This is a genomic window from Variovorax raffinosi (assembly GCF_051216615.1).
Taxonomy (GTDB): Bacteria; Pseudomonadota; Gammaproteobacteria; order Burkholderiales; family Burkholderiaceae_C; genus Variovorax.
The window spans coordinates 395,114-413,187 of record NZ_JBPJZR010000004.1; the positions used below are offsets into that span (position 1 = coordinate 395,114).

At 66.3% G+C, this 18,074-nt stretch carries 19 protein-coding genes; 11 read left to right on the plus strand and 8 right to left on the minus strand.

The window, feature by feature from the left end:
* Positions 1-6: 6 nt before the first annotated feature.
* The 7 genes from ACSFB7_RS16005 to gstA all read right to left on the minus strand — a co-directional run bounded on the left by ACSFB7_RS16005 (position 7) and on the right by gstA (position 7,528).
* The gene (locus ACSFB7_RS16005; protein ID WP_435471713.1) at positions 7-831 is read right to left on the minus strand and encodes a GntR family transcriptional regulator; all 825 of its coding nucleotides are present in this window, start codon (positions 829-831) and stop codon (positions 7-9) included.
* A gap of 259 nt (positions 832-1,090) precedes the next feature.
* The gene (locus ACSFB7_RS16010; protein ID WP_435471715.1) at positions 1,091-2,089 is read right to left on the minus strand and encodes a Bug family tripartite tricarboxylate transporter substrate binding protein; all 999 of its coding nucleotides are present in this window, start codon (positions 2,087-2,089) and stop codon (positions 1,091-1,093) included.
* Complete coding sequence (locus ACSFB7_RS16015) at positions 2,086-3,918, minus strand: acyclic terpene utilization AtuA family protein (RefSeq protein WP_435471717.1); 1,833 nt, start codon at positions 3,916-3,918, stop codon at positions 2,086-2,088. The genes ACSFB7_RS16010 and ACSFB7_RS16015 overlap by 4 nt, the downstream gene beginning before the upstream one ends.
* Positions 3,915-4,700, minus strand: a complete 786-nt coding sequence (locus tag ACSFB7_RS16020; protein ID WP_435471719.1) for an enoyl-CoA hydratase/isomerase family protein — start codon at positions 4,698-4,700, stop codon at positions 3,915-3,917. The genes ACSFB7_RS16015 and ACSFB7_RS16020 overlap by 4 nt, the downstream gene beginning before the upstream one ends.
* Positions 4,701-4,716: 16 nt before the next feature.
* The gene (locus ACSFB7_RS16025) at positions 4,717-5,553 is read right to left on the minus strand and encodes an enoyl-CoA hydratase/isomerase family protein (RefSeq protein ID WP_435471721.1); all 837 of its coding nucleotides are present in this window, start codon (positions 5,551-5,553) and stop codon (positions 4,717-4,719) included.
* Entirely contained in the window at positions 5,553-6,806 is a 1,254-nt protein-coding gene (locus ACSFB7_RS16030; RefSeq protein ID WP_435471723.1) for a CaiB/BaiF CoA transferase family protein, read from the minus strand. The genes ACSFB7_RS16025 and ACSFB7_RS16030 overlap by 1 nt, the downstream gene beginning before the upstream one ends.
* 113 nt (positions 6,807-6,919) lie before the next feature.
* Entirely contained in the window at positions 6,920-7,528 is a 609-nt protein-coding gene (gstA, locus tag ACSFB7_RS16035; protein WP_435471725.1) for a glutathione transferase GstA, read from the minus strand.
* 180 nt (positions 7,529-7,708) lie between these two features.
* Between gstA and ACSFB7_RS16040 the strand changes: the two genes are divergently transcribed.
* The 10 genes from ACSFB7_RS16040 to ACSFB7_RS16085 all read left to right on the plus strand — a co-directional run bounded on the left by ACSFB7_RS16040 (position 7,709) and on the right by ACSFB7_RS16085 (position 15,950).
* A complete protein-coding gene (locus tag ACSFB7_RS16040; RefSeq protein WP_013538518.1) occupies positions 7,709-7,894 on the plus strand; it encodes a DUF1328 family protein in 186 nt (61 codons plus the stop codon).
* 8 nt (positions 7,895-7,902) lie between these two features.
* Positions 7,903-8,043 (plus strand): hypothetical protein, encoded by a 141-nt coding sequence (locus tag ACSFB7_RS16045; RefSeq protein ID WP_435471727.1) that lies wholly within the window; start codon positions 7,903-7,905, stop codon positions 8,041-8,043.
* A 15-nt stretch (positions 8,044-8,058) separates the two neighbouring features.
* Positions 8,059-8,946: a transglutaminase-like domain-containing protein gene (locus tag ACSFB7_RS16050; RefSeq protein ID WP_435471729.1), complete on the plus strand. Its 888-nt coding sequence runs from the start codon at positions 8,059-8,061 to the stop codon at positions 8,944-8,946.
* A 175-nt stretch (positions 8,947-9,121) separates the two neighbouring features.
* Positions 9,122-11,080, plus strand: a complete 1,959-nt coding sequence (gene mnmG, locus ACSFB7_RS16055) for a tRNA uridine-5-carboxymethylaminomethyl(34) synthesis enzyme MnmG (RefSeq protein ID WP_435471731.1) — start codon at positions 9,122-9,124, stop codon at positions 11,078-11,080.
* The gene (gene rsmG / locus ACSFB7_RS16060) at positions 11,077-11,718 is read left to right on the plus strand and encodes a 16S rRNA (guanine(527)-N(7))-methyltransferase RsmG (RefSeq protein WP_435471733.1); all 642 of its coding nucleotides are present in this window, start codon (positions 11,077-11,079) and stop codon (positions 11,716-11,718) included. Before mnmG ends, rsmG begins: the two co-directional genes overlap by 4 nt.
* Positions 11,719-11,832: 114 nt before the next feature.
* A complete protein-coding gene (locus tag ACSFB7_RS16065) occupies positions 11,833-12,447 on the plus strand; it encodes a LysE family transporter (RefSeq protein WP_435471735.1) in 615 nt (204 codons plus the stop codon).
* Positions 12,448-12,466: 19 nt separating this feature from the next.
* Positions 12,467-13,393 carry a ParA family protein gene (locus ACSFB7_RS16070; protein WP_435471737.1) on the plus strand — a complete coding sequence of 309 codons (927 nt, stop codon included), beginning with the start codon at positions 12,467-12,469 and terminating at the stop codon, positions 13,391-13,393.
* 42 nt (positions 13,394-13,435) lie between these two features.
* Entirely contained in the window at positions 13,436-13,981 is a 546-nt protein-coding gene (locus ACSFB7_RS16075) for an RBBP9/YdeN family alpha/beta hydrolase (protein ID WP_435471739.1), read from the plus strand.
* A complete protein-coding gene (locus tag ACSFB7_RS16080) occupies positions 13,981-14,934 on the plus strand; it encodes a ParB/RepB/Spo0J family partition protein (RefSeq protein ID WP_435471741.1) in 954 nt (317 codons plus the stop codon). Before ACSFB7_RS16075 ends, ACSFB7_RS16080 begins: the two co-directional genes overlap by 1 nt.
* A 113-nt stretch (positions 14,935-15,047) precedes the next feature.
* A complete protein-coding gene (locus ACSFB7_RS16085) occupies positions 15,048-15,950 on the plus strand; it encodes a CsgG/HfaB family protein (RefSeq protein WP_435471743.1) in 903 nt (300 codons plus the stop codon).
* A gap of 99 nt (positions 15,951-16,049) precedes the next feature.
* Here the strand turns inward: ACSFB7_RS16085 and ACSFB7_RS16090 are convergent, their stop codons facing one another.
* On the minus strand, positions 16,050-17,474 hold the full coding sequence (locus ACSFB7_RS16090; RefSeq protein WP_435471745.1) for an FAD-binding oxidoreductase: 1,425 nt from the start codon (positions 17,472-17,474) through the stop codon (positions 16,050-16,052).
* Positions 17,475-17,558: 84 nt separating this feature from the next.
* On the opposite strand from ACSFB7_RS16090, the gene ACSFB7_RS16095 reads away from it, so the two are divergent.
* Entirely contained in the window at positions 17,559-18,059 is a 501-nt protein-coding gene (locus tag ACSFB7_RS16095; RefSeq protein WP_435471747.1) for a DinB family protein, read from the plus strand.
* Positions 18,060-18,074 lie beyond the last annotated feature (15 nt).

Consider the following 18,074-nt stretch of genomic DNA (forward strand, 5'->3'; position numbering starts at 1 on the left):
TTGGTGCTAGGCGTTCGGCGGGAGCGCCAGCGCCTCGGGGATCAATGCGCCGTGGTAGTTGGCCCAGGTGTCGAAGGGCATTTCGACGTCGGACACGAAGCGGTCGCCGCGGTACCAGAAGCGCCCGGCGAGCGCGATGCGGCCCTGGGTGTCGAAGATGCGGCGCTCCATGTGGGCGATGGGCGTGGCGAAGGAGCAGTGCAGGTACTGTGCGAGCAGCAGGTCGGCGGGGGCGACGGTGAGCGTCTGTTGCACCTTGTGCATGCGGTCGGCGGCGTATTCGTCGAGCAGGTAGGCGATCTTGTGGCGCTGTTCGCCATCGGGCGGAAAGAGCGCGTGGATTTCCGAGGCGACGTGGATCTCGACGAGGCAGAAGGGCTCGCCGCCGTGCACGTGGATCTTGCGGATGAAGGCGTAGTCGGGATACGTGGCGCCGCCGCGTGCGAGGCCTTCGGGCAGCGGTTGCTGGCGGCGTTGTTCGAGGATGTCGAAGCGGATGTCGCGGGCGCGCGGGTCGTTGATGGCGTTGCGCAGCAGCGGGTCGGCGCCGGAAGAGGGCAGTGTGGAAACGAAGGTGCCGCGTCCGCGCTGGCTGGTGATGAGGCCTTCGCGCGCCAGCACGCCGTAGGCTTGTCGCACGGTGACTCTTGCGAGCTTGTAGTCGGTGGCGAGTTGCGCGACGGTCGGCAGTTGTTGGCCGCTTTGCAGTTCACCGTGGGTGATGCGGTGGCGCAGGACGCTGGCGAGCTGCAGGTACTGGGTGACGCCCGCGCCGTGTTCTCCGCCCAGGGGTGAAGGCGAAGCGAGGGAAGACGGGGCGGAGAGGGTCATGTCGGTTTTCTTCTACTGCGCGTTGTTGTTGTGTTGTGGGTTCGGGTTCATTCAGGGCGAGTGCGAATGACACCAGGAGCTCCCCTCCGCGAATGTCCCCCGCTTCGCTCCTCCTTTATTTCGCTGCGGGGAGCACCTGGTGTCATTCGCACATGGACACGCTGCTGGTGATCCCGCGATCAACAACCGCCCTGAACAGCAGCGCCCCGAAAGACGCACAACAAACACAACGCGACGAACAAAAGAGCAGGGCTTCATCCTATGGATTGTCGATGTGCAGCGAGCGGATGAATGGTACCCATCGCGCGCGTTCGGCACGGCCATAAGCCTCGGCCTGCGTGGGCGTGGTCGGCCCGAGCGGGTCCGATGCACCTTGCGCGAGCCGCGCCTGTACGGCCGGCAATGCGAGCGCCTGGTTCAACGCAGTGTTGAGTTTGGCTAGCACCTCGGGTGGCGTGCCGGCGGGGGCCATCAGGTCGTTCCACGTGTAGGCCTCGTAGTCGTGCAGGCCCTGCTCGGCGAAGGTCGGCAATGTGGGAGCCATCGGGCTGCGCTTGTTGCCCGAGATCGCGAGCATCTTCAGCTTGCCCTGTTTGGCGAGCGGCGCGGTCGAGATCAGGCCGTCGAACAGCAACTGCACATGACCACCCGACAAGTCGACCAGCGCGGCGCCATTGCCCTTGTAGGGCACGTGCAGCAGTTGCACGCCCGCGGCCTTGGCGAAGGCTTCGCCGACGATGTGGCTGATGGAACCCGGGCCGCCCGACCCGTAGCTGACCTGGTCGGGTTTGGCCTTTGCGAGGGCGATGAGTTCCTTCAGCGTGCCGGGCATGTCCGCGCTGCCCACCAGCACGAGCGGCGTGCGCGAGACGAGGCCGATGGCGTGCAGGTCTTTCTCGACATCGAAAGGCAGCGAGCGGTACAGGCCCACGTTCATCACCAACTGCGAGCTGGTGCCCAGGCCGATGGTGTAGCCATCGGGCGTGGCCTTGGCGACTGCTTCGGTGCCGATCACGCCGCCTCCGCCACCACGGTTTTCCACCACCACGCTCTGGCCCAAGCTCTGCGTCATGGCGATCGCGAGTTCGCGCGCGATGGTGTCGTTGCCGCTGCCTGTGCTGAAGGAGACGATGAGGCGGATGGGCTTGGTGGGCCATGCCGGTTGCGCGAAGGCATGAAGTGGCGCACCGAGCGTTGCGGCAGCAGCAGCGGCGCCACCGAGCACGAGCCTGCGTCGCTGAAGGTGCGCGGTGTTCATGGCAACAACGCGAGCAGTGCGGTGCTCACGCGCACCGGCACCGCGAGCAGGATCTGCCCCATGCCCTTGCCGAGCGGGTCGTTGCGCAGCGACGCCATGCCACCGCCGCCGAGCGCCTGTTCGCAGACGAAGTTGAAGGCGTCGATGCCAGGCACGTCGTAGCGCGTGACGCGGCCCTTCACCAGATGCGCGAGCCATTCGGCAACACGCGCCTCGGTGAGTTGTTCGCGCAGCAGTGGCAGCAAGGCAGGGTGGCGCGCGATGACGCCGATGTTCGAGGTGTCGCCCTTGTCGCCGCTGCGTGCCCATGCGAGGCGGATCAGTGGGACTTCGATGCTGTCGGCGGTGTCGACTGATGCGGCGGTTGCCGCGGGCGCTGCTGCGTTCGTTGCGCGTGGTGCGTCGTTGTTCGATGCAGCCTGTGTCTGCGGCACATCGACAGGCGCGCCATCGAGCGTGACGCGTGCCTGCACGCGGCCCTTGTCGAGCAGGAAGGCGTACTGCCGTATCGATGGCGACACCGATGCACGTCCGCCGCCCGATCCGGTGGTGCCCGGTGCCCATGAGGTGCCGGCCGGCGCGACCTCGCGCGCGAAGAGTTCCAGTGCCTCCTTGCGCTGATGCGTCACCGCGAGCCGCAAGATGGCTTCACGCGCTTGCGTGGCTTGTGCGTGGGGTCCGTAGCAGGACTCGGCGCCGAGCACTTCGAGTTGTGTGCCGCTGTAAGGGCCGAATCCGTACTGCGCGAACAGCGTGCCCGTGCGCGCAAGGATGGCCTCGCCGGTGCGCCTGGCTTTCGCCACCGCATCGAAGCCCACGATGGTGAGCTGCGCGGCCGTCTTGAAGCCTTCCACATACGTGGCGCAGACCTTGTAGGTCGCGGTCGGTGCGCGGCCGCGCGCGCCTTGCACGGCCACGCGATGTTCGCCGGCCTGCGCGATGCGCACCTGCGTGAAGTCGGCCACCACGTCGGGCAGCAGGTAGGCGGCGGGGTCGCCGATTTCGTAGAGCAGTTGCTCGCCCACCACCGCGGGCGTGAGCTTGCCGCCGGTGCCTGCGGGCTTGGTGACGACGAAGCTGCCGTCGGCCTTGCATTCGACGATGGGGTAGCCGATGTTGGGCCAGTCGGGCACGGTGTCCCAGTCGGTGTGCAGGCCGCCTGTGGCCTGGCAGCCGCATTCGATGATGTGGCCCGCGAGGCTGCCTGCCGCCAGCAAGTCATGGTCGCCGGGCTGCCAGCCGAACTCGTGCATCAGCACGCCGAGCGTGACGGCGGAGTCGACACAACGGCCGGTGATGACCACCTGTGCGCCGGCGTCGAGCGCGGCTTGTACGGGGCGTGCGCCGAGATAAGCGTTGGCGGTGAGCACACGTTCGGGTAAGGCCGTGCCGCTCTGCAACTCGCGCACCGGTGGTTGCGATTGACGCAGTTCGGGCAGCAGCGGCGACACGTCATCGCCGCTCACCACGGCGATCTTCAGTGTGATGCCTTGCTCTGCCGCGAGCGCGGCCAATGCATCTGCGCAGCCTTGCGGATTGACGCCGCCCGCATTGCTCACGACGCGGATGCCTTGCTTCACGACGTCCTTGAGCACGGCCTTCATAGCGACCGACACGAAGTCGGTGGCATAGCCCAGCTCGGGCTTCTTGAGCCGCGCGCCCGCAAGGATCGACATGGTGAGTTCGGCGAGATAGTCGAACACGAGGTAGTCGATCTGCCCGCTGGCCACGAGCTGCGGCGCGCCCACGCTGCTGTCGCCCCAGAAGCCCGATGCGCCGCCGATGCGGACGACGCGGTCCTTGTTGTTGTTTGTGTTGCTGCTGTTCATCGGCCACTCCATTGCGGCTTGCGCTTTTCGCGGAAGGCGAGTTGGCCTTCGGTCGCGTCTTCGGTGAGGGCGAAGAGGGCGATCTGGCTTTCGGTGAAGGCCATCGATTCTTCAAAGGCCATGGCCTCGATCTTCTTCATCGTGTAGAGGCCGCGGCGGATGGCGGCGGGCGACTTGTCGAGCATGCGGCCGAGCAGCCAGTCCACGCTTTCATCGACGTCGTCGCTCACGCGGTTGACGAGGCCGTGTTCGAGTGCCTGCGCGGCGGCGATGGGCTCGCCGGTGATGCACATCTCGGACAGCACGCGGCGCGGCAGCAGGCCGCCGAGCACGCTGAGCACCTGCGCGGGGAAGAGGCCGACCTTGACCTCGGGCAAACCGAACACGGCTTGGCTGCTGGCCACCGCCATGTCGCACATGCCCATGATGCCCATGCCGCCGGCCATGCAGGCGCCGTTGACGCGCGCGATCAGCGGCACGGTCGATTGCTTCGCCTGGCGGAAGAGGTTCGCGAAGCCCTGGTAGGGCTGCGAATAGTCGAACTTGAAGGCGCTGCCGCTTTGCAGGTCGGCGCCCGCGCAGAAGGCTTTTGTACCGGCGCCGGTGATGACGACGGCGCGCACGGCGGTGTCGGTGTTGGCCCGTGCGAGCGCGGCGGACAGGCCCGCGAGCACGCCGGGGCTGATGGCGTTGCGGCGCTCTTCGCGGTCGATGGTGAGCCACAACACGGACCCGCGCATTTCCTCGCGCAGTTCGGTGGTGGCAGGAGCGGTGTCGGTCATGCGGCGGGTCCTTGGTTCAAGAAATAGAGGAGGGAGAGGAAGAAGTCGCGGGCGTGGCGGGCCACTGGAAGCGTGCTGGCCTGCGTTGCGTGAAGTCGTCGATGGCCTGGCGGTGGTCATCGGTCGTGAAGGCGAGGCCTTGGGCCATGGCTTCGAACTCGAACATCGCGTCCATGTCGCTGTCGTGCGTGCGTTGCAGGCCCTGCTTGGTGAGCGCGATGGCGGTGGCGGGGCCGTTCGCCAGTGCGGCGGCTATGGCCTGCGCGTGCGGCAGCAGTGCGTCGGCGGCGATGACTTCGTGGACGATGCCCCAGTCCATCGCCGTCTGCGCATCGAGTTCGCGTGCGGACAGCATCAATGCCTTGGCGCGGTTCAGGCCCACGCTGCGCGCGAGCGTGAAGAGCGAGCCGCAGTCGGGCACGAGGCCGACCTTCATGAACGACATGCAAAAGCGCGCGCTCGGTGCGGCGAGCACGAGGTCGGCCGCCAGCGCAAGGCCGAAGCCACCGCCGTAGGCACAGCCCTCGACGGCCGCGATGACGGGCTTGTCGCTCTGCATCAGCAGGCGCATGCCGGCCTGTGCGTCCTTCATGCGAAGGCGACCCGCAGCGGCTTCGAGGCGTTCGATCTCGCGCATGCCCTTGACGTCGCCGCCCGCGCAGAAGTGGCCGCCGCGTCCGGTGAGGACGATGGCGCGCACCTGCGGGTTGTCTACCGCGCCACGGATCGCATCGAACATCTGCGCGCGCATTTCGAGGTCGAAGGCGTTGCGGCGCTCGGGCCGGTTGAGCGCGATGGTGGCAACGTGGCCGTCGATGTCGCAGGCGATGAAAGAAGAGGAAGTGGTGGTCATCAGGATGCGCGCACGGCGCCGTTGTGAATGAGGGCGTCGATGCGCGCGTCGTCGTAGCCGGCTTCGCGCAGCACTTCGCGGCTGTGCTGGCCCACGCGCGGCGGCGGCGTGGCGCGGCCCGGCGGCGTGCCGGACCATTCGCTGGGCACGGCCATCTGGCGGATGCGGCCGACGTCGGGGTGCTCCATCTCGCTGAAGAAGCCGATGTCCTGCAGGTGGGCGTCGTCCAGCAGCGTGTCGAAGGTGTGCATCGGAAAGACGGGGATGTCGGTGCCGCCCAGCAGCGCTTGGCACTCGGCGGTGGTGCGCGTGGCCAGCGCCTCGCCGACCATCGCGTAGAGCGCGTCGATGTGCCGCGTGCGCACGCGGATGTCGGCAAAGCGCGGGTCGGTGTCGAACAGCGCCGGTTGGCCGATGGCTGCGAGGAAGGCGCGCCACTGCAGGTCGGTGTAGATCAGGCAGCAGACGTGGCCGTCGAGCGTCCTGTAGGGGCGGCGTTCGGGCGAGAGCAGGCGCGGGTAACCGAAGTCGCCCTGCGGCGGCACGAAGGTCTGGTTGTAGAGGTGGTCGCCCAGCACCTGCGGCACCATGGTCTCGAACATCGGCACGTCGATGCGCTGGCCGCGCCCGGTGCGCTCGCGGCCGTAGAGCGCGGCGCTGATCACGCCGAAGGCATAGAGGCCCACGGAGCGGTCGGCGATGGTGATGGGCATGTAGCGCGGCGTGCCGTCGGCGCTGCCCATGGCCATGGCCTGGGGCAGGGCGCAGGCGGCCTGGATGAGGTCGTCGAAGGCGGCGCTGGCGGCGTGGCGCCCGCGCTGCGAGAAACCGAACATGCCGACGTAGAGCAGGCGCGGGTTGATGGCGGCAAGCGCCTCGTAGCCCAGGCCCAGGCGTTCCATGGCCTGCGGGCGCACGTTGTAGGTCAGCACATCGGCGTCGCGCACGAGGTCGATCAGCGCGGCGCGGCCATCGGGCGATTTCAGATCCAGCGCGATGCTGCGCTTGTTGCGGTTCATGCCCAGGAACAGCGGGCCCATCTTCTGGTGGCCCTGCGCGCCGATGCCGCGCACCACGTCGCCTTCGGGCGATTCGACCTTGATCACGTCGGCGCCGAGGTCGCCGAGCATCTGCGTGGCCGAAGGGCCCATGAAGATGGTCGTGATGTCGATGACCCGCACGCCGGTGAGCGGGCCGCGTGCGCCGGTTTCGTCGCCGCCCGGGTGCGGGGAGTTGGAAGAAGAGGAAGACATCGGCCCAATCTCTAAAGTTCTATTTATAGAGTTTATGAGGCGAAAGAAAAGCCGCGCAAGGCGGCTTGTGGCTGAATCGATCCGGGTTTTCCCTCGGATCGGAGCGCTTTGGCTTACTTCAGCAGGCCTTCTGCCTTCATTGCTTCCTGAACGGCCGGGCGGGCGCCCACGCGTGCGTGCCAGGCCAGCAGGTTGGGGTAGCTGGAGATGTCCACGCCGGTGGGCTTGGTCCAGTTGGTCACGGTGAACAGGTAGCCGTCGGCCACGCTGAAGTTCTCGCCCATCAGGTACTGCTTGTCGGCCAGTTCGTTGTCGAGCCACTTGAAGCGCGAGGCCAGCTTGTCCTTGAAGATGGTCTTGGCGTCTTCGGGCATGGCGGGGTTGAACAGCGGGCTGAAACCCTTGTGGATCTCGGTGCCGATGAAGGTCAGCCATTCCTGCAGGCGGTAGCGTTGCAGCGTGCCGGCGGCGGGCGCCAGGTTCTTGGTGGGTGCCAGGTCGGCAATGTATTGCAGGATGGCCGGGCCTTCGCGCAGGCGCGTGCCGTCGTCCAGCTCGAGCATGGGCACGTAGCCCAGCGGGTTGATGCCGTAGTAGTCGGTGCCGTCTTGCAGCTTGTGGCTCTTGGTGCTGGCCAGCACCGGCTCGACGGCAATGCCTGCTTCATGCAGGGCGATGTGGGGCGAGAGCGAGCAGGCGCCGGGCGAGTAATACAGCTTCATGCGAAGAACTCCAATGGATGTTGTCGAGGTTGGATTTTTGGAACCGAAGCGGATGCTATCGGGTTTGGAAGCATCGCGTTTTTGTCCTACGGCTGCTTGCGCAGGGTGACTATCAGCGCGGCGGCGGCGGCTTTCTAAGCTGCCGGCACGGTGGGCGAGGCCTGCTGAAGGAGTCCTGGAATGTTGAAGTACGCGATCATTTTTGCGGTGATTTCGTTGGTGGCCGGCCTGCTCGGTTTCGGTGGCGTGGCCGCCGGTGCGGCAGGCATTGCAAAGCTGCTGTTCGGCCTGTTCCTGGTGCTTGCCGTGCTGTTCGTGGTGCTTGCGGCCCTCGGCGTGGGCGCGGTGAAAAAAGCGCTGGACTGATGCTGCGCGTGAAACCGAAGTGGCCGCGGGCGCGCTCGCTCGGGCTGCTGCTGCAAAGCCCCGCGCACCGCGTGCTGCGGGTGCTGCTGGTCACGCAGAGCCATTGGCAATTGCCCGATGAACCCCGCTCCCGTCGACGACGGGCCTGAAGAAAGATCTTTGCCATGCACCTGTCCCACATTGACGCGCAGCTCGACTACGAGGTGGTCGCGCCGGCCCACATGCTGCTCAACATCGAAGCCGCGCGCTCGGGCGCGCAGGCCGTGGTGAGCGAGGTGCTGAGCATCGAGCCGCCCACGGAGATGCAGGTGTTCTGCGATGAGTCCAGCGGCAACCGCTTCATCCGCTTCGATGCGCAGCCGGGGCCGCTGAAGATCCGCTACAAGGCCAGCGTGCAGCGCGCGCATGTGGCCGTGCCGATCGACTTGCGTGAGGTGCCGGTCAGCGAGGTGCCCGACGAGGTGCTGCACTACATGATGCCCACGCGCTACTGCGAGTCGGACCTGATGTCGCGTTGCGCGCAGCAGCTCTTCGGCGAACTGCCGCCGGGCATCGGCCGCGTGCAGGCGATCGTCGACTGGATTCACGAAAGCATTGCCTACGAGCCGGGCAGCAGCGACTCGACCACCACTGCGCGCGAAGTCTTCGTGGAACGCGCGGGCGTGTGCCGCGACTTCGCGCACCTGGGCATCACCTTCTGCCGCGCGCTCAACATTCCGGCGCGGCTGGTGGTGGGCTATGTGTGGTTCGATGAACCGCCGCAGGATTTCCACGCGGTGTTCGAGGCATGGCTCGGCGGGCAGTGGGTGCTGTTCGATGCGACGCGCATGGCGCCGGTCGACCGGCTGGTGCGCGTGGGCACCGGGCGCGACGCGAAGGACGTGGCCTTCTGCACGATCTTCGGCAACGTGCGCATGACGGACAAGAAGCTGGTGGTGCGCGAGCTGCAGGATGAAAGCCCTGCGCCCCCGAAGGCGCCGCCGCCAACGGGCGCGCTGCTGGGCATCGAGAAGCCCGTGCCGGTGGTGCAAGTGGCGCAGACGGCCGCCTGATGCGGGTAGTTTGCTATTAAATATATAGCAAACTATCCAATACACACGAGCGTTACGGCTTGATTTGGCAAGCCCCTCTAGCTTGTCCACACAGGCGGCGCAAAGCGGCATCGACGATTAAAATTAGCGCCCCCTTTTGCGCCGCGCACGCGTCAGTTGTGCGCCCTCTTTTCAAATGCTGTACCCCGAAGAATTCGACGTGATCGTCGTCGGCGGTGGCCATGCCGGCACCGAAGCCGCGCTCGCCGCCGCGCGCATGGGCGCCAAGACGCTGCTGCTCTCCCACAACATCGAAACGCTGGGCCAGATGAGCTGCAACCCGTCGATCGGCGGTATCGGCAAGGGCCATCTGGTGAAGGAGGTCGATGCACTCGGCGGCGCGATGGCGATTGCCACCGATGAAGCCGGCATCCAGTTCCGCATTCTCAATTCGAGCAAGGGCCCGGCCGTGCGTGCGACCCGCGCGCAGGCAGACCGCGTTCTGTACAAGGCGGCGATCCGTCATCGCCTGGAGAACCAGCCAAACCTGAGCCTGTTCCAGCAAGCGGTCGATGACCTGATGGTCGAGGGCGATCGCGTGGTCGGCGCCATCACGCAGGTCGGCATTGCTTTTCGTGCACGCACAGTGGTGCTGACCGCCGGTACTTTTCTCGATGGCCGCATCCACGTCGGCCTCGACAACTACCAGGCCGGGCGTGCGGGCGATCCGCCGGCCATCAGCCTGTCGGCTCGCCTGAAGGAACTGAAGCTGCCGCAAGGCCGCCTCAAGACCGGCACGCCGCCACGGCTCGACGGCCGCAGCATCGATTTTTCGAAGTGCACCGAGCAGCCGGGTGACGGCATGCCGGGTGGGGCAGGGCCGATGCCCGTGTTCAGCTTCATGGGCCGGACCGACATGCATCCGCAGCAGATGGCCTGCTGGATCACCCACACCAACGCGCGCACGCACGACATCATTCGCTCCGGCTTCGACCGCAGCCCGATGTTCACCGGCAAGATCGACGGCGTCGGTCCGCGCTACTGCCCGAGCGTCGAAGACAAGATCAACCGCTTCGCCGACAAGGAAAGCCACCAGATCTTCCTGGAACCCGAAGGCCTGACGACCAACGAGTACTACCCCAACGGCATCTCGACCAGCCTGCCGTTCGACATTCAGCTTCAGTTGGTGCGCTCGATGGCCGGGCTGGAAAACGCGCACATCCTGCGACCGGGCTACGCGATCGAGTACGACTACTTCGATCCGCGCGAGCTGAAGAGCAGCTTCGAGACCCGCTCGGTCAAGGGCCTGTTCTTCGCCGGGCAGATCAACGGCACGACCGGCTATGAAGAGGCGGCGGCCCAAGGGCTGTTCGCGGGCATCAACGCCGCACTGCAATGCCGTGGTGAAGACGCCTGGCTGCCGCGTCGCGACGAAGCCTACCTGGGCGTGCTGGTCGACGACCTCATCACCAAGGGCGTGACCGAGCCGTACCGCATGTTCACGAGCCGCGCCGAGTTCCGGCTGCAACTGCGCGAGGACAACGCCGACATGCGATTGACCGAAGCAGGGCGCAAGTTGGGCCTGGTGGACGACGCACGCTGGGACGCTTTCAGCCGCAAGCGCGATGCTGTTTCACGTGAAACACAGCGCCTCCAATCGATCTGGGTGAACCCCCGCAACCTGCCGGCCGCCGAGTCTGAGCGGGTGCTGGGCAAGGTCATCGAGCACGAATACAACCTGGCCGACCTGCTGCGCCGGCCCGACGTGAACTACGAAAAGCTGATGTCCCTGGACGGCGGCAAGTACGGCGCCCAGACGGCGCTGACCGAAACCGAGATCGAGCAGATCGAGATTTCGGCCAAGTACTCCGGCTACATCGAGCGCCAGCACGATGAAGTGGAGCGTGCCGCGCACTTTGAAAACCTGCGCCTGCCGGACGACTTCGACTACGGACAGGTCAAGGCGCTGAGCTTTGAAGTGCGCCAGAAGCTGGACAAGCATCGCCCCGAAACCCTGGGCCTGGCTTCCCGCATTTCGGGCGTGACCCCTGCCGCCATCTCTCTCTTGATGATTCATCTGCGCAAGGGCGGCCATAAAGCCTTCGCCCGCGACGCCGCCACGGAAGCTGCCACCGAGCCGCAATCTGCACAATGACGATGCCTATCGACACGCTGCGCGCAGGCGCAGCCGCCCTGGGCGTGGCCCTGTCCGACCATCAAGCGAACCAACTGCTGGCCTACGGCACCTTGATGCTGAAGTGGAACAAGGTCTACAACCTCACGGCCGTGCGCGACCCAGCGGGCGTGATGACGCACCATCTGCTCGACAGCCTCGCCGCCGTGGCGCCGCTGCAGCGCGAGTGGCCGGGGAAGGGGAGGCTGCTCGACGTGGGTTCGGGCGGCGGCCTGCCCGGCGTGGTCATCGCGATCATGCGGCCCGACATCGAGGTGAGCTGCCTGGATGCCGTGGCCAAGAAGGCCGCGTTCGTCCAGCAAGTGGCGGTTGAACTGGAGATGCCGAACCTTCGAGGCCTGCACGCACGGGTCGAATCCCTGGCCGGCAGCTATGAGGTTGTCAGCTCTCGCGCCTTCGCCTCGCTGCCGGACTTCTTCAACGGCTCGGTCCATCTGCTCGCGCCCGGCGGTGTCTGGCTCGCCATGAAGGGCAAGATGCCCAGCGACGAACTCGCTGTTTTGCCCAAGGGCGTGGCTGTGTTTCACGTGGAACAACTGACGGTTCCGGGCCTGGACGCCGAGCGCTGCATCGTCTGGGCGCGCAAAGAAGCGACCTGAGCTGCAAATAGAAGGGGCTGCGCCGGCAAAAGCGCGCCCCGGAACAGCCCTCGCGGCGTTGGCCTCGCTTAGACTCGACAGCTCCCCCTTGGCTCTCTTTTTCGAGGCAAATCCATGTTCGGCATCGCTGACTACGGCGCTTTCGTCGCCGCCATCGTCCTGTTCCTCCTGATTCCCGGTCCGGGCAATCTTGCGCTGATCACGTCGACCAGCAAAGGTGGCATTCGAGGCGGACTGGCCGCGACGGCCGGGGTGATCTTTGGCGACCAGTGCCTTTTGTGGGCTGCGGTGGCCGGCGTGTCGGCTGTGATGGTCGCTTACCCGGCGGCATTCAAGGCGGTTCAGTGGCTGGGCGCGGCCTATCTGGCATGGCTGGGCATCAAGATGCTGCTGGCCAAGCCGGGTGCGGCGCCCATCCTCAACATCAAGCCGAGCCATTTCATGCGGCAGGCTTTCACGATCACCTTGCTGAACCCCAAGGCGATCGTGTTCTACATGGCTTTTTTCCCGCTGTTCGTCGACCCGGCCCGTCACCAGGGCCTGATCACCTTCGGCGTGATGGCACTCACGATCGCGACGCTGACCTTCCTGTACGGCCTGACTTCGACGCTGCTCACGCACTTCCTGGCCGAGCGCATCCGCGCCAATCCCCGCATCTCGACCACGCTCGAAAAGCTGGCCGGCACCTTCCTGATCGCCTTCGGCATCAAGCTCGCGATCACTCGCTGAACCCGTAGAACCCGACGACATGGCCAAGATTTTCTGCATCGCCAACCAAAAGGGCGGCGTCGGCAAGACCACCACCACCGTCAATCTCGCCGCAGGCCTGGCCAAGGTCGGCCAGCGTGTGCTGATGATCGACCTCGATCCCCAGGGCAATGCGACCATGGGTTCGGGCATCGACAAGCGCCAGCTGGAGCTGACGGTGTACGACGTGCTGCTCGAGTCGGCCTCCGTGGCCGAGGCGCGGGTGAAGGCCGACAAGCTGGTGGAGGGCGGTTGCGGCTACGACGTGCTGGGCGCCAACCGCGAACTGGCCGGTGCCGAAGTCGAAATGGTCGCCATCGACCGCCGCGAGAAGCGCCTGCGCACCGCGCTGGCCGCCGTCGGCGCCGAGTACGACTTCATCCTGATCGACTGCCCGCCGTCCCTGAGCATGCTCACGCTGAATGGCCTGTGCGCCGCCCATGGCGTGATCGTGCCGATGCAGTGCGAGTACTTCGCGCTCGAAGGGCTGACCGACCTGGTCAACACCATCAAGCAGGTGCACGCCAACCTCAACAAGAACCTGCAGATCATCGGCCTGCTGCGCGTGATGTTCGATCCGCGCATCACGCTGCAGCAGCAGGTGAGCGAGCAGCTCAAGTCCCACTTCGGCGACAAGGTGTTCGACACCGTGATCCCGCGCAACGTGCGCCTGGCCGAAGCACCGAGCTACGGCCTGCCGGGCGTGGTGTTCGATCCGGCGGCGCGTGGCAGCCAGGCTTTCATTGCCTTTGCGCAGGAGCTGATCGAGAAGATGCCGCCGGCAAGTGCCTTTGCTTCGGGCGCGGTGGCGCCGCCGATTGCGCCTGTCGAGCGCATGGCACCGGACCTGCCCATTCCCGAAGACGTCCTCGCGCCGGCAGTTGCTGCTGCGCCAGCGGCCGATTCGACCAGCCAAAACAACGCCTGACGCTTGCCTTATCTGGGTAAGTTGCTATCAAGTTCGTAGCAAATGACAGCTCCCCGCATCCTGCTGCTGCCCGGATGGCAGAACAGCGGCCCCGGCCATTGGCAAACCCTTTGGGAGTCGATCCATGGCGACCACCGCGTCGAGCAGCATGAATGGATGCGCCCGCTGCGCGGCGACTGGTCCATGCGTCTCGAAGAGGAAGTGCTGGCCGCGCCCGGCCCAGTCGTCCTTGCGGCGCACAGCCTCGGCTGCATCCTCGTCGCGGCCTGGGCCTCGCACTCGCGCAACGCCCACAAGGTGCGCGGCGCATTGCTGGTGGCGCCCGGTGACCTGGAGCGCGACGACCTGCGCCAGATGATTCCTGGCTGGGCACCCATCGTGCGGCAGCCGCTGCCGTTTCCGGCGGTGCTGATCGCCGCCAACGACGACCCCTATTGCGAGGCTTCGCGCTCGCGCCAACTGGCCGGCGACTGGGGCGCGCGCTTCGTCGACGCCGGCGCACGCGGCCATCTGAACGCCGAATCCGGCCTGGGCGACTGGCCCGAAGGCCGGCAACTATTGAACGAAATCTCGAAAGACAAGAACTGATGGCGACCAAGAAACCCAAGGGCCTGGGCCGCGGCCTCGAAGCGCTGCTCGGCCCGACGGCCGCGCCTTCCGCCGACAACAGCAACGGCGGCGGCAATGCAGGCTCGGAAGAGGGCGGTGCGCCGCAGAACCCGAACACGCTGAGGCTCGACGAGATGGTCGCCGGCGTCTACCAGCCGCGCACACGCATGGACGAAGGCGCGCTCTACGAGCTGGCCGAGAGCATCAAGGTGCAGGGCATCATGCAGCCGATCCTGGTGCGCCGGCTCGATGCCGAATCGGCGGCCGCCAAGAACGCCGAATACGAAATCATCGCGGGCGAACGGCGCTTCCGTGCCGCCAAGATCGCGGGCCTCGACAGCGTGCCGGTGCTGGTGCGCGACGTGCCCAACGAGGCCGCGGCGGCCATGTCGCTGATCGAGAACATCCAGCGCGAAGACCTCAATCCGCTGGAAGAGGCTCAAGGCCTGCAACGCCTGGTCACCGAGTTTGGGCTCACTCACGAGCTGGCGGCACAGGCCGTGGGCCGTTCGCGCAGCGCGGCCAGCAACCTGCTGCGCCTGCTGAACCTGGCCGAGCCCGCGCAGCAGATGCTGATGGCCGGCGACATCGACATGGGCCACGCCCGCGCGCTGCTGTCGCTCGACCGCGGCACGCAGATCACCGCCGCCAACCAGATCGCGGCCAAGAAGATGTCGGTGCGCGAGGCCGAGGCGCTGGTGAAGAAGCTGGCGGCCGAGTTCACGCTCACGCCATCGCGCCGCGGCAATGCCGGCGACAAGTCGCGCGACCTGCAGCGCGTGGAAGAAGAACTGGCCGACCTGCTCACCGCCGAGGTCGAGGTGCGCATCAAGAAGCGCACCAAGCGCGGCGAAAGCGGCGAGCTGGTCATTCACTTCGGCTCCATCGAAGCGCTCAACGGACTGATCGATCGCATCCGCCGAACGGCCTAGTGTTGTGAACAGGGCGTCGTGCATTCGTTTGATTGATTCCTGCAATCCTTTGCGCGTATCCTCGATCGCTGGTTTTTTCACCTCAGATATCTGACAACAGAGGGAGTCACCCCATGCAGCTCACCAAGTTCCCGCTCGCGGCCATCGCCGTCGGCGCGCTTCTTCTCACTGGCTGTGCGGCCACCGACATGCAGATGGGCAGCTCGTCGGCCAAGACCATGGCCACGGGCAGCGCGGCCGGCGGCTCGACCGACAACGCCAGCAGCCAGCTGGAGCGTTGCGAATCGCCTCTGGGCACGGTCTCGCTGATCGAGAACCAGAGCGCGGGTTGGTACACCATCCTCACCGGTGAATACCGTCTGCCGCCTACTGCAAATCTGTTGCGTTTGCTGGTGCAGCAATCCAACTGCTTCATCGTGGTCGAGCGCGGCGCCGCCGGCATGAACGCCATGACGCGCGAACGCGCACTGCAGCAGTCGGGCGAAATGCGCGGCGGCAGCAACTTCGGCCGCGGCCAGATGGTGGCGTCCGACTACGGCCTGTCGCCCGAGATCGTGTTCAGCAACAGCGATGCCGGCGGCATCGGCGGTGCGCTCGGCGGCCTGGTGGGTGGCGGCCGTGGCCGTGCGCTCGCACAGATCGGCGGCAACATGCAGACCAAGGAAGCCAGCGCGCTGCTGACCCTGATCGACAACCGCTCGGGCGTGCAGGTCGCAGCTTCGGAAGGCAGCGCCTCCAAGACCGACTTCGGCGCCTTCGGTGCGCTGGCCGGCCGCAGCGCGGGCGGTGGCCTGGGCGGCTACACCAACACGGCGCAGGGCAAGGTGATTGCAGCCGCGTTCATGGACGCCTTCAACCAGATGGTTCGTTCGCTGCGCAACTACAAGGCGCAGACCGTGCGCGGCCAGGGCCTTGGTGGTGGTGGCCGCCTGGGCGTGGACGGCGGTGCAGCACCGTCGCAAACCTATGTGCCGGCAGAGAAGGCACCGGCTCGTCGCCGCAGCAACAACAACTGATCGCGCACAGCGGCCGGCAGGCCGCACACAAACAAAAAGCCCGGGGCTCTTGCGAGCCACCGGGCTTTTTTTCTTTTCAATGGGCGCTTGCGTCGTCGCTCAGAGGCTGAAGATCTTGCCCGGGTTCATGATGTTCTTCGGGTCGAGCGCGCGCTTGATCGTGCGCATCATGTCGATCGCGCCCACGCCCGCTTCGGTCACCAGGAAGTCCATCTTGTGCAGGCCCACGCCGTGCTCGCCGGTGCAGGTGCCTTCGAGCGCCAGCGCGCGGCTTACCAATGCATGGTTCAGCTCTTCGGCCTTCACGCGCTCTTCGGGGATGTTCGGATCGAGCAGGTAGCCGAAGTGGAAGTTGCCGTCGCCCACGTGGCCGACGAGGAAGTAGGGGATGCCGCTGGCATCGGCCTCGGCCACCGAGTCGAGCAGGCAATCGGCCAGGCGCGAGATCGGCACGCAGGTGTCGGTCGAGATCACGCGGCAGCCGGGGCGCGACTGCACCGCCGCGAAGTAGCTGTTGTGCCGCGCGGTCCACAGGCGCGTGCGTTCTTCCGGCGTGCTGGCCCATTCGAAGGCATTGCCGCCGTGGCCGCTGGCCAGCTCCTGCACCGTCTCGGCCTGTTCCTTCACGCCGGCGGGCGAGCCGTGGAATTCCATCAGCAGCATCGGCTCTTCGCGCAGGCCCAGCTTGGCGTAGGCGTTCACCATGCGCACCGTGTTCACGTCGATCAGTTCGACGCGCGCGATCGGCACGCCGAGCTGGATGGTTTCGATGGTGGTGCGCACGGCCGCCTCGATGCTCGGGAACGAGCAGATCGCCGCCGACACCGCCTCGGGCAGCGGGTAGATGCGCAGCGTGACCTCGGTCACCACGCCCAGCGTGCCTTCGCTGCCCACCATGAGGCGCGTGAGGTCATAGCCGGCGGAAGACTTCTTGGCGCGCGTGCCGGTGCGAATGACTTCGCCGGCGGCGGTGACCACTTCGAGCGCCAGCACGTTCTCGCGCATGGTGCCGTAGCGCACGGCGTTCGTGCCGCTGGCGCGCGTGGCCGTCATGCCGCCGATGGAAGCGTCGGCACCGGGGTCGATGGGGAAGAACAGGCCCGTGCTCTTGATCTCTTCGTTGAGCTGCTTGCGCGTGACGCCCGGCTGCACCGTCACCGTGAGGTCGTCGGCATTGATCGACAGCACGCGGTTCATGCGCGACACGTCGATGCTGATGCCGCCTTGCACCGCCAGCAGATGGCCTTCGAGCGAGGAGCCCACGCCGAAGGGAATGACGGGCACGCTGTGCTCGCTCGCGAGCTTCACCGCGTCGGCCACATCCTGCGTGCTTTCGGCGAACACCACGGCCGAGGGCGGCGGCGCATCGAACGAAGACTCGTCGCGCCCGTGCTGCGTGCGCACCGCCATCGCCGTGGAACAGTTGTCGCCGAAGCGCGCCTTCAGCCCGTCGATCAGGCTGGCGGGCACGTCGCGCAGATGAAGCGCCGGCATCAGGTGCGAGGTTTGGGTCGGGGCGTTCATCGGGGCGTCTCCTGAAGGGAAATGGGGGCGGGGGTGCGCGGTCATTTTACGGAGCGAGCACCATAATGCGCTTCGGAAAAAAACATGAACCCCACCACACTCAGCGCACTCGCGGCCTTCCCGTCGCAACTGGAGGCCCACTACGCGGCCATTCCCGCCGCCTTCCGGCATTGGGCGCCGCCCTCGTGGGAGGGCGTGCCCAGCGAAGCCTTTACCGCCATCGAGCAGCTTTGCCATGTGCGCGACATCGAGGTCGAGGGCTACCACGTGCGCTTTCGCCGCACGCTCGCGGAGGTGCATCCCACGCTGGCTTCGATCGACAGCGAACCGCTGGCCATCGAACGCAACTACGGCGCCGCCGATGCTGCGAAGGTGTTGGCCGAGTTCCGCCTTGCGCGCGTGCAGACCATGGAGATCATCTCCAGCCTGAGCGACGCGCAACTGGCGCGCACGGCCGTGTTCGAGGGCTACGGCCCGCTCACCATGCGCAGCCTCATTCACTACCTCTGCAGCCATGACCAGCAGCATCTTGCAGGTCTGCAATGGCTGGCCGGCAAGATCGACGCCTCGACCGTCGCGCTGTAGTCAAGTCGTCAAGCA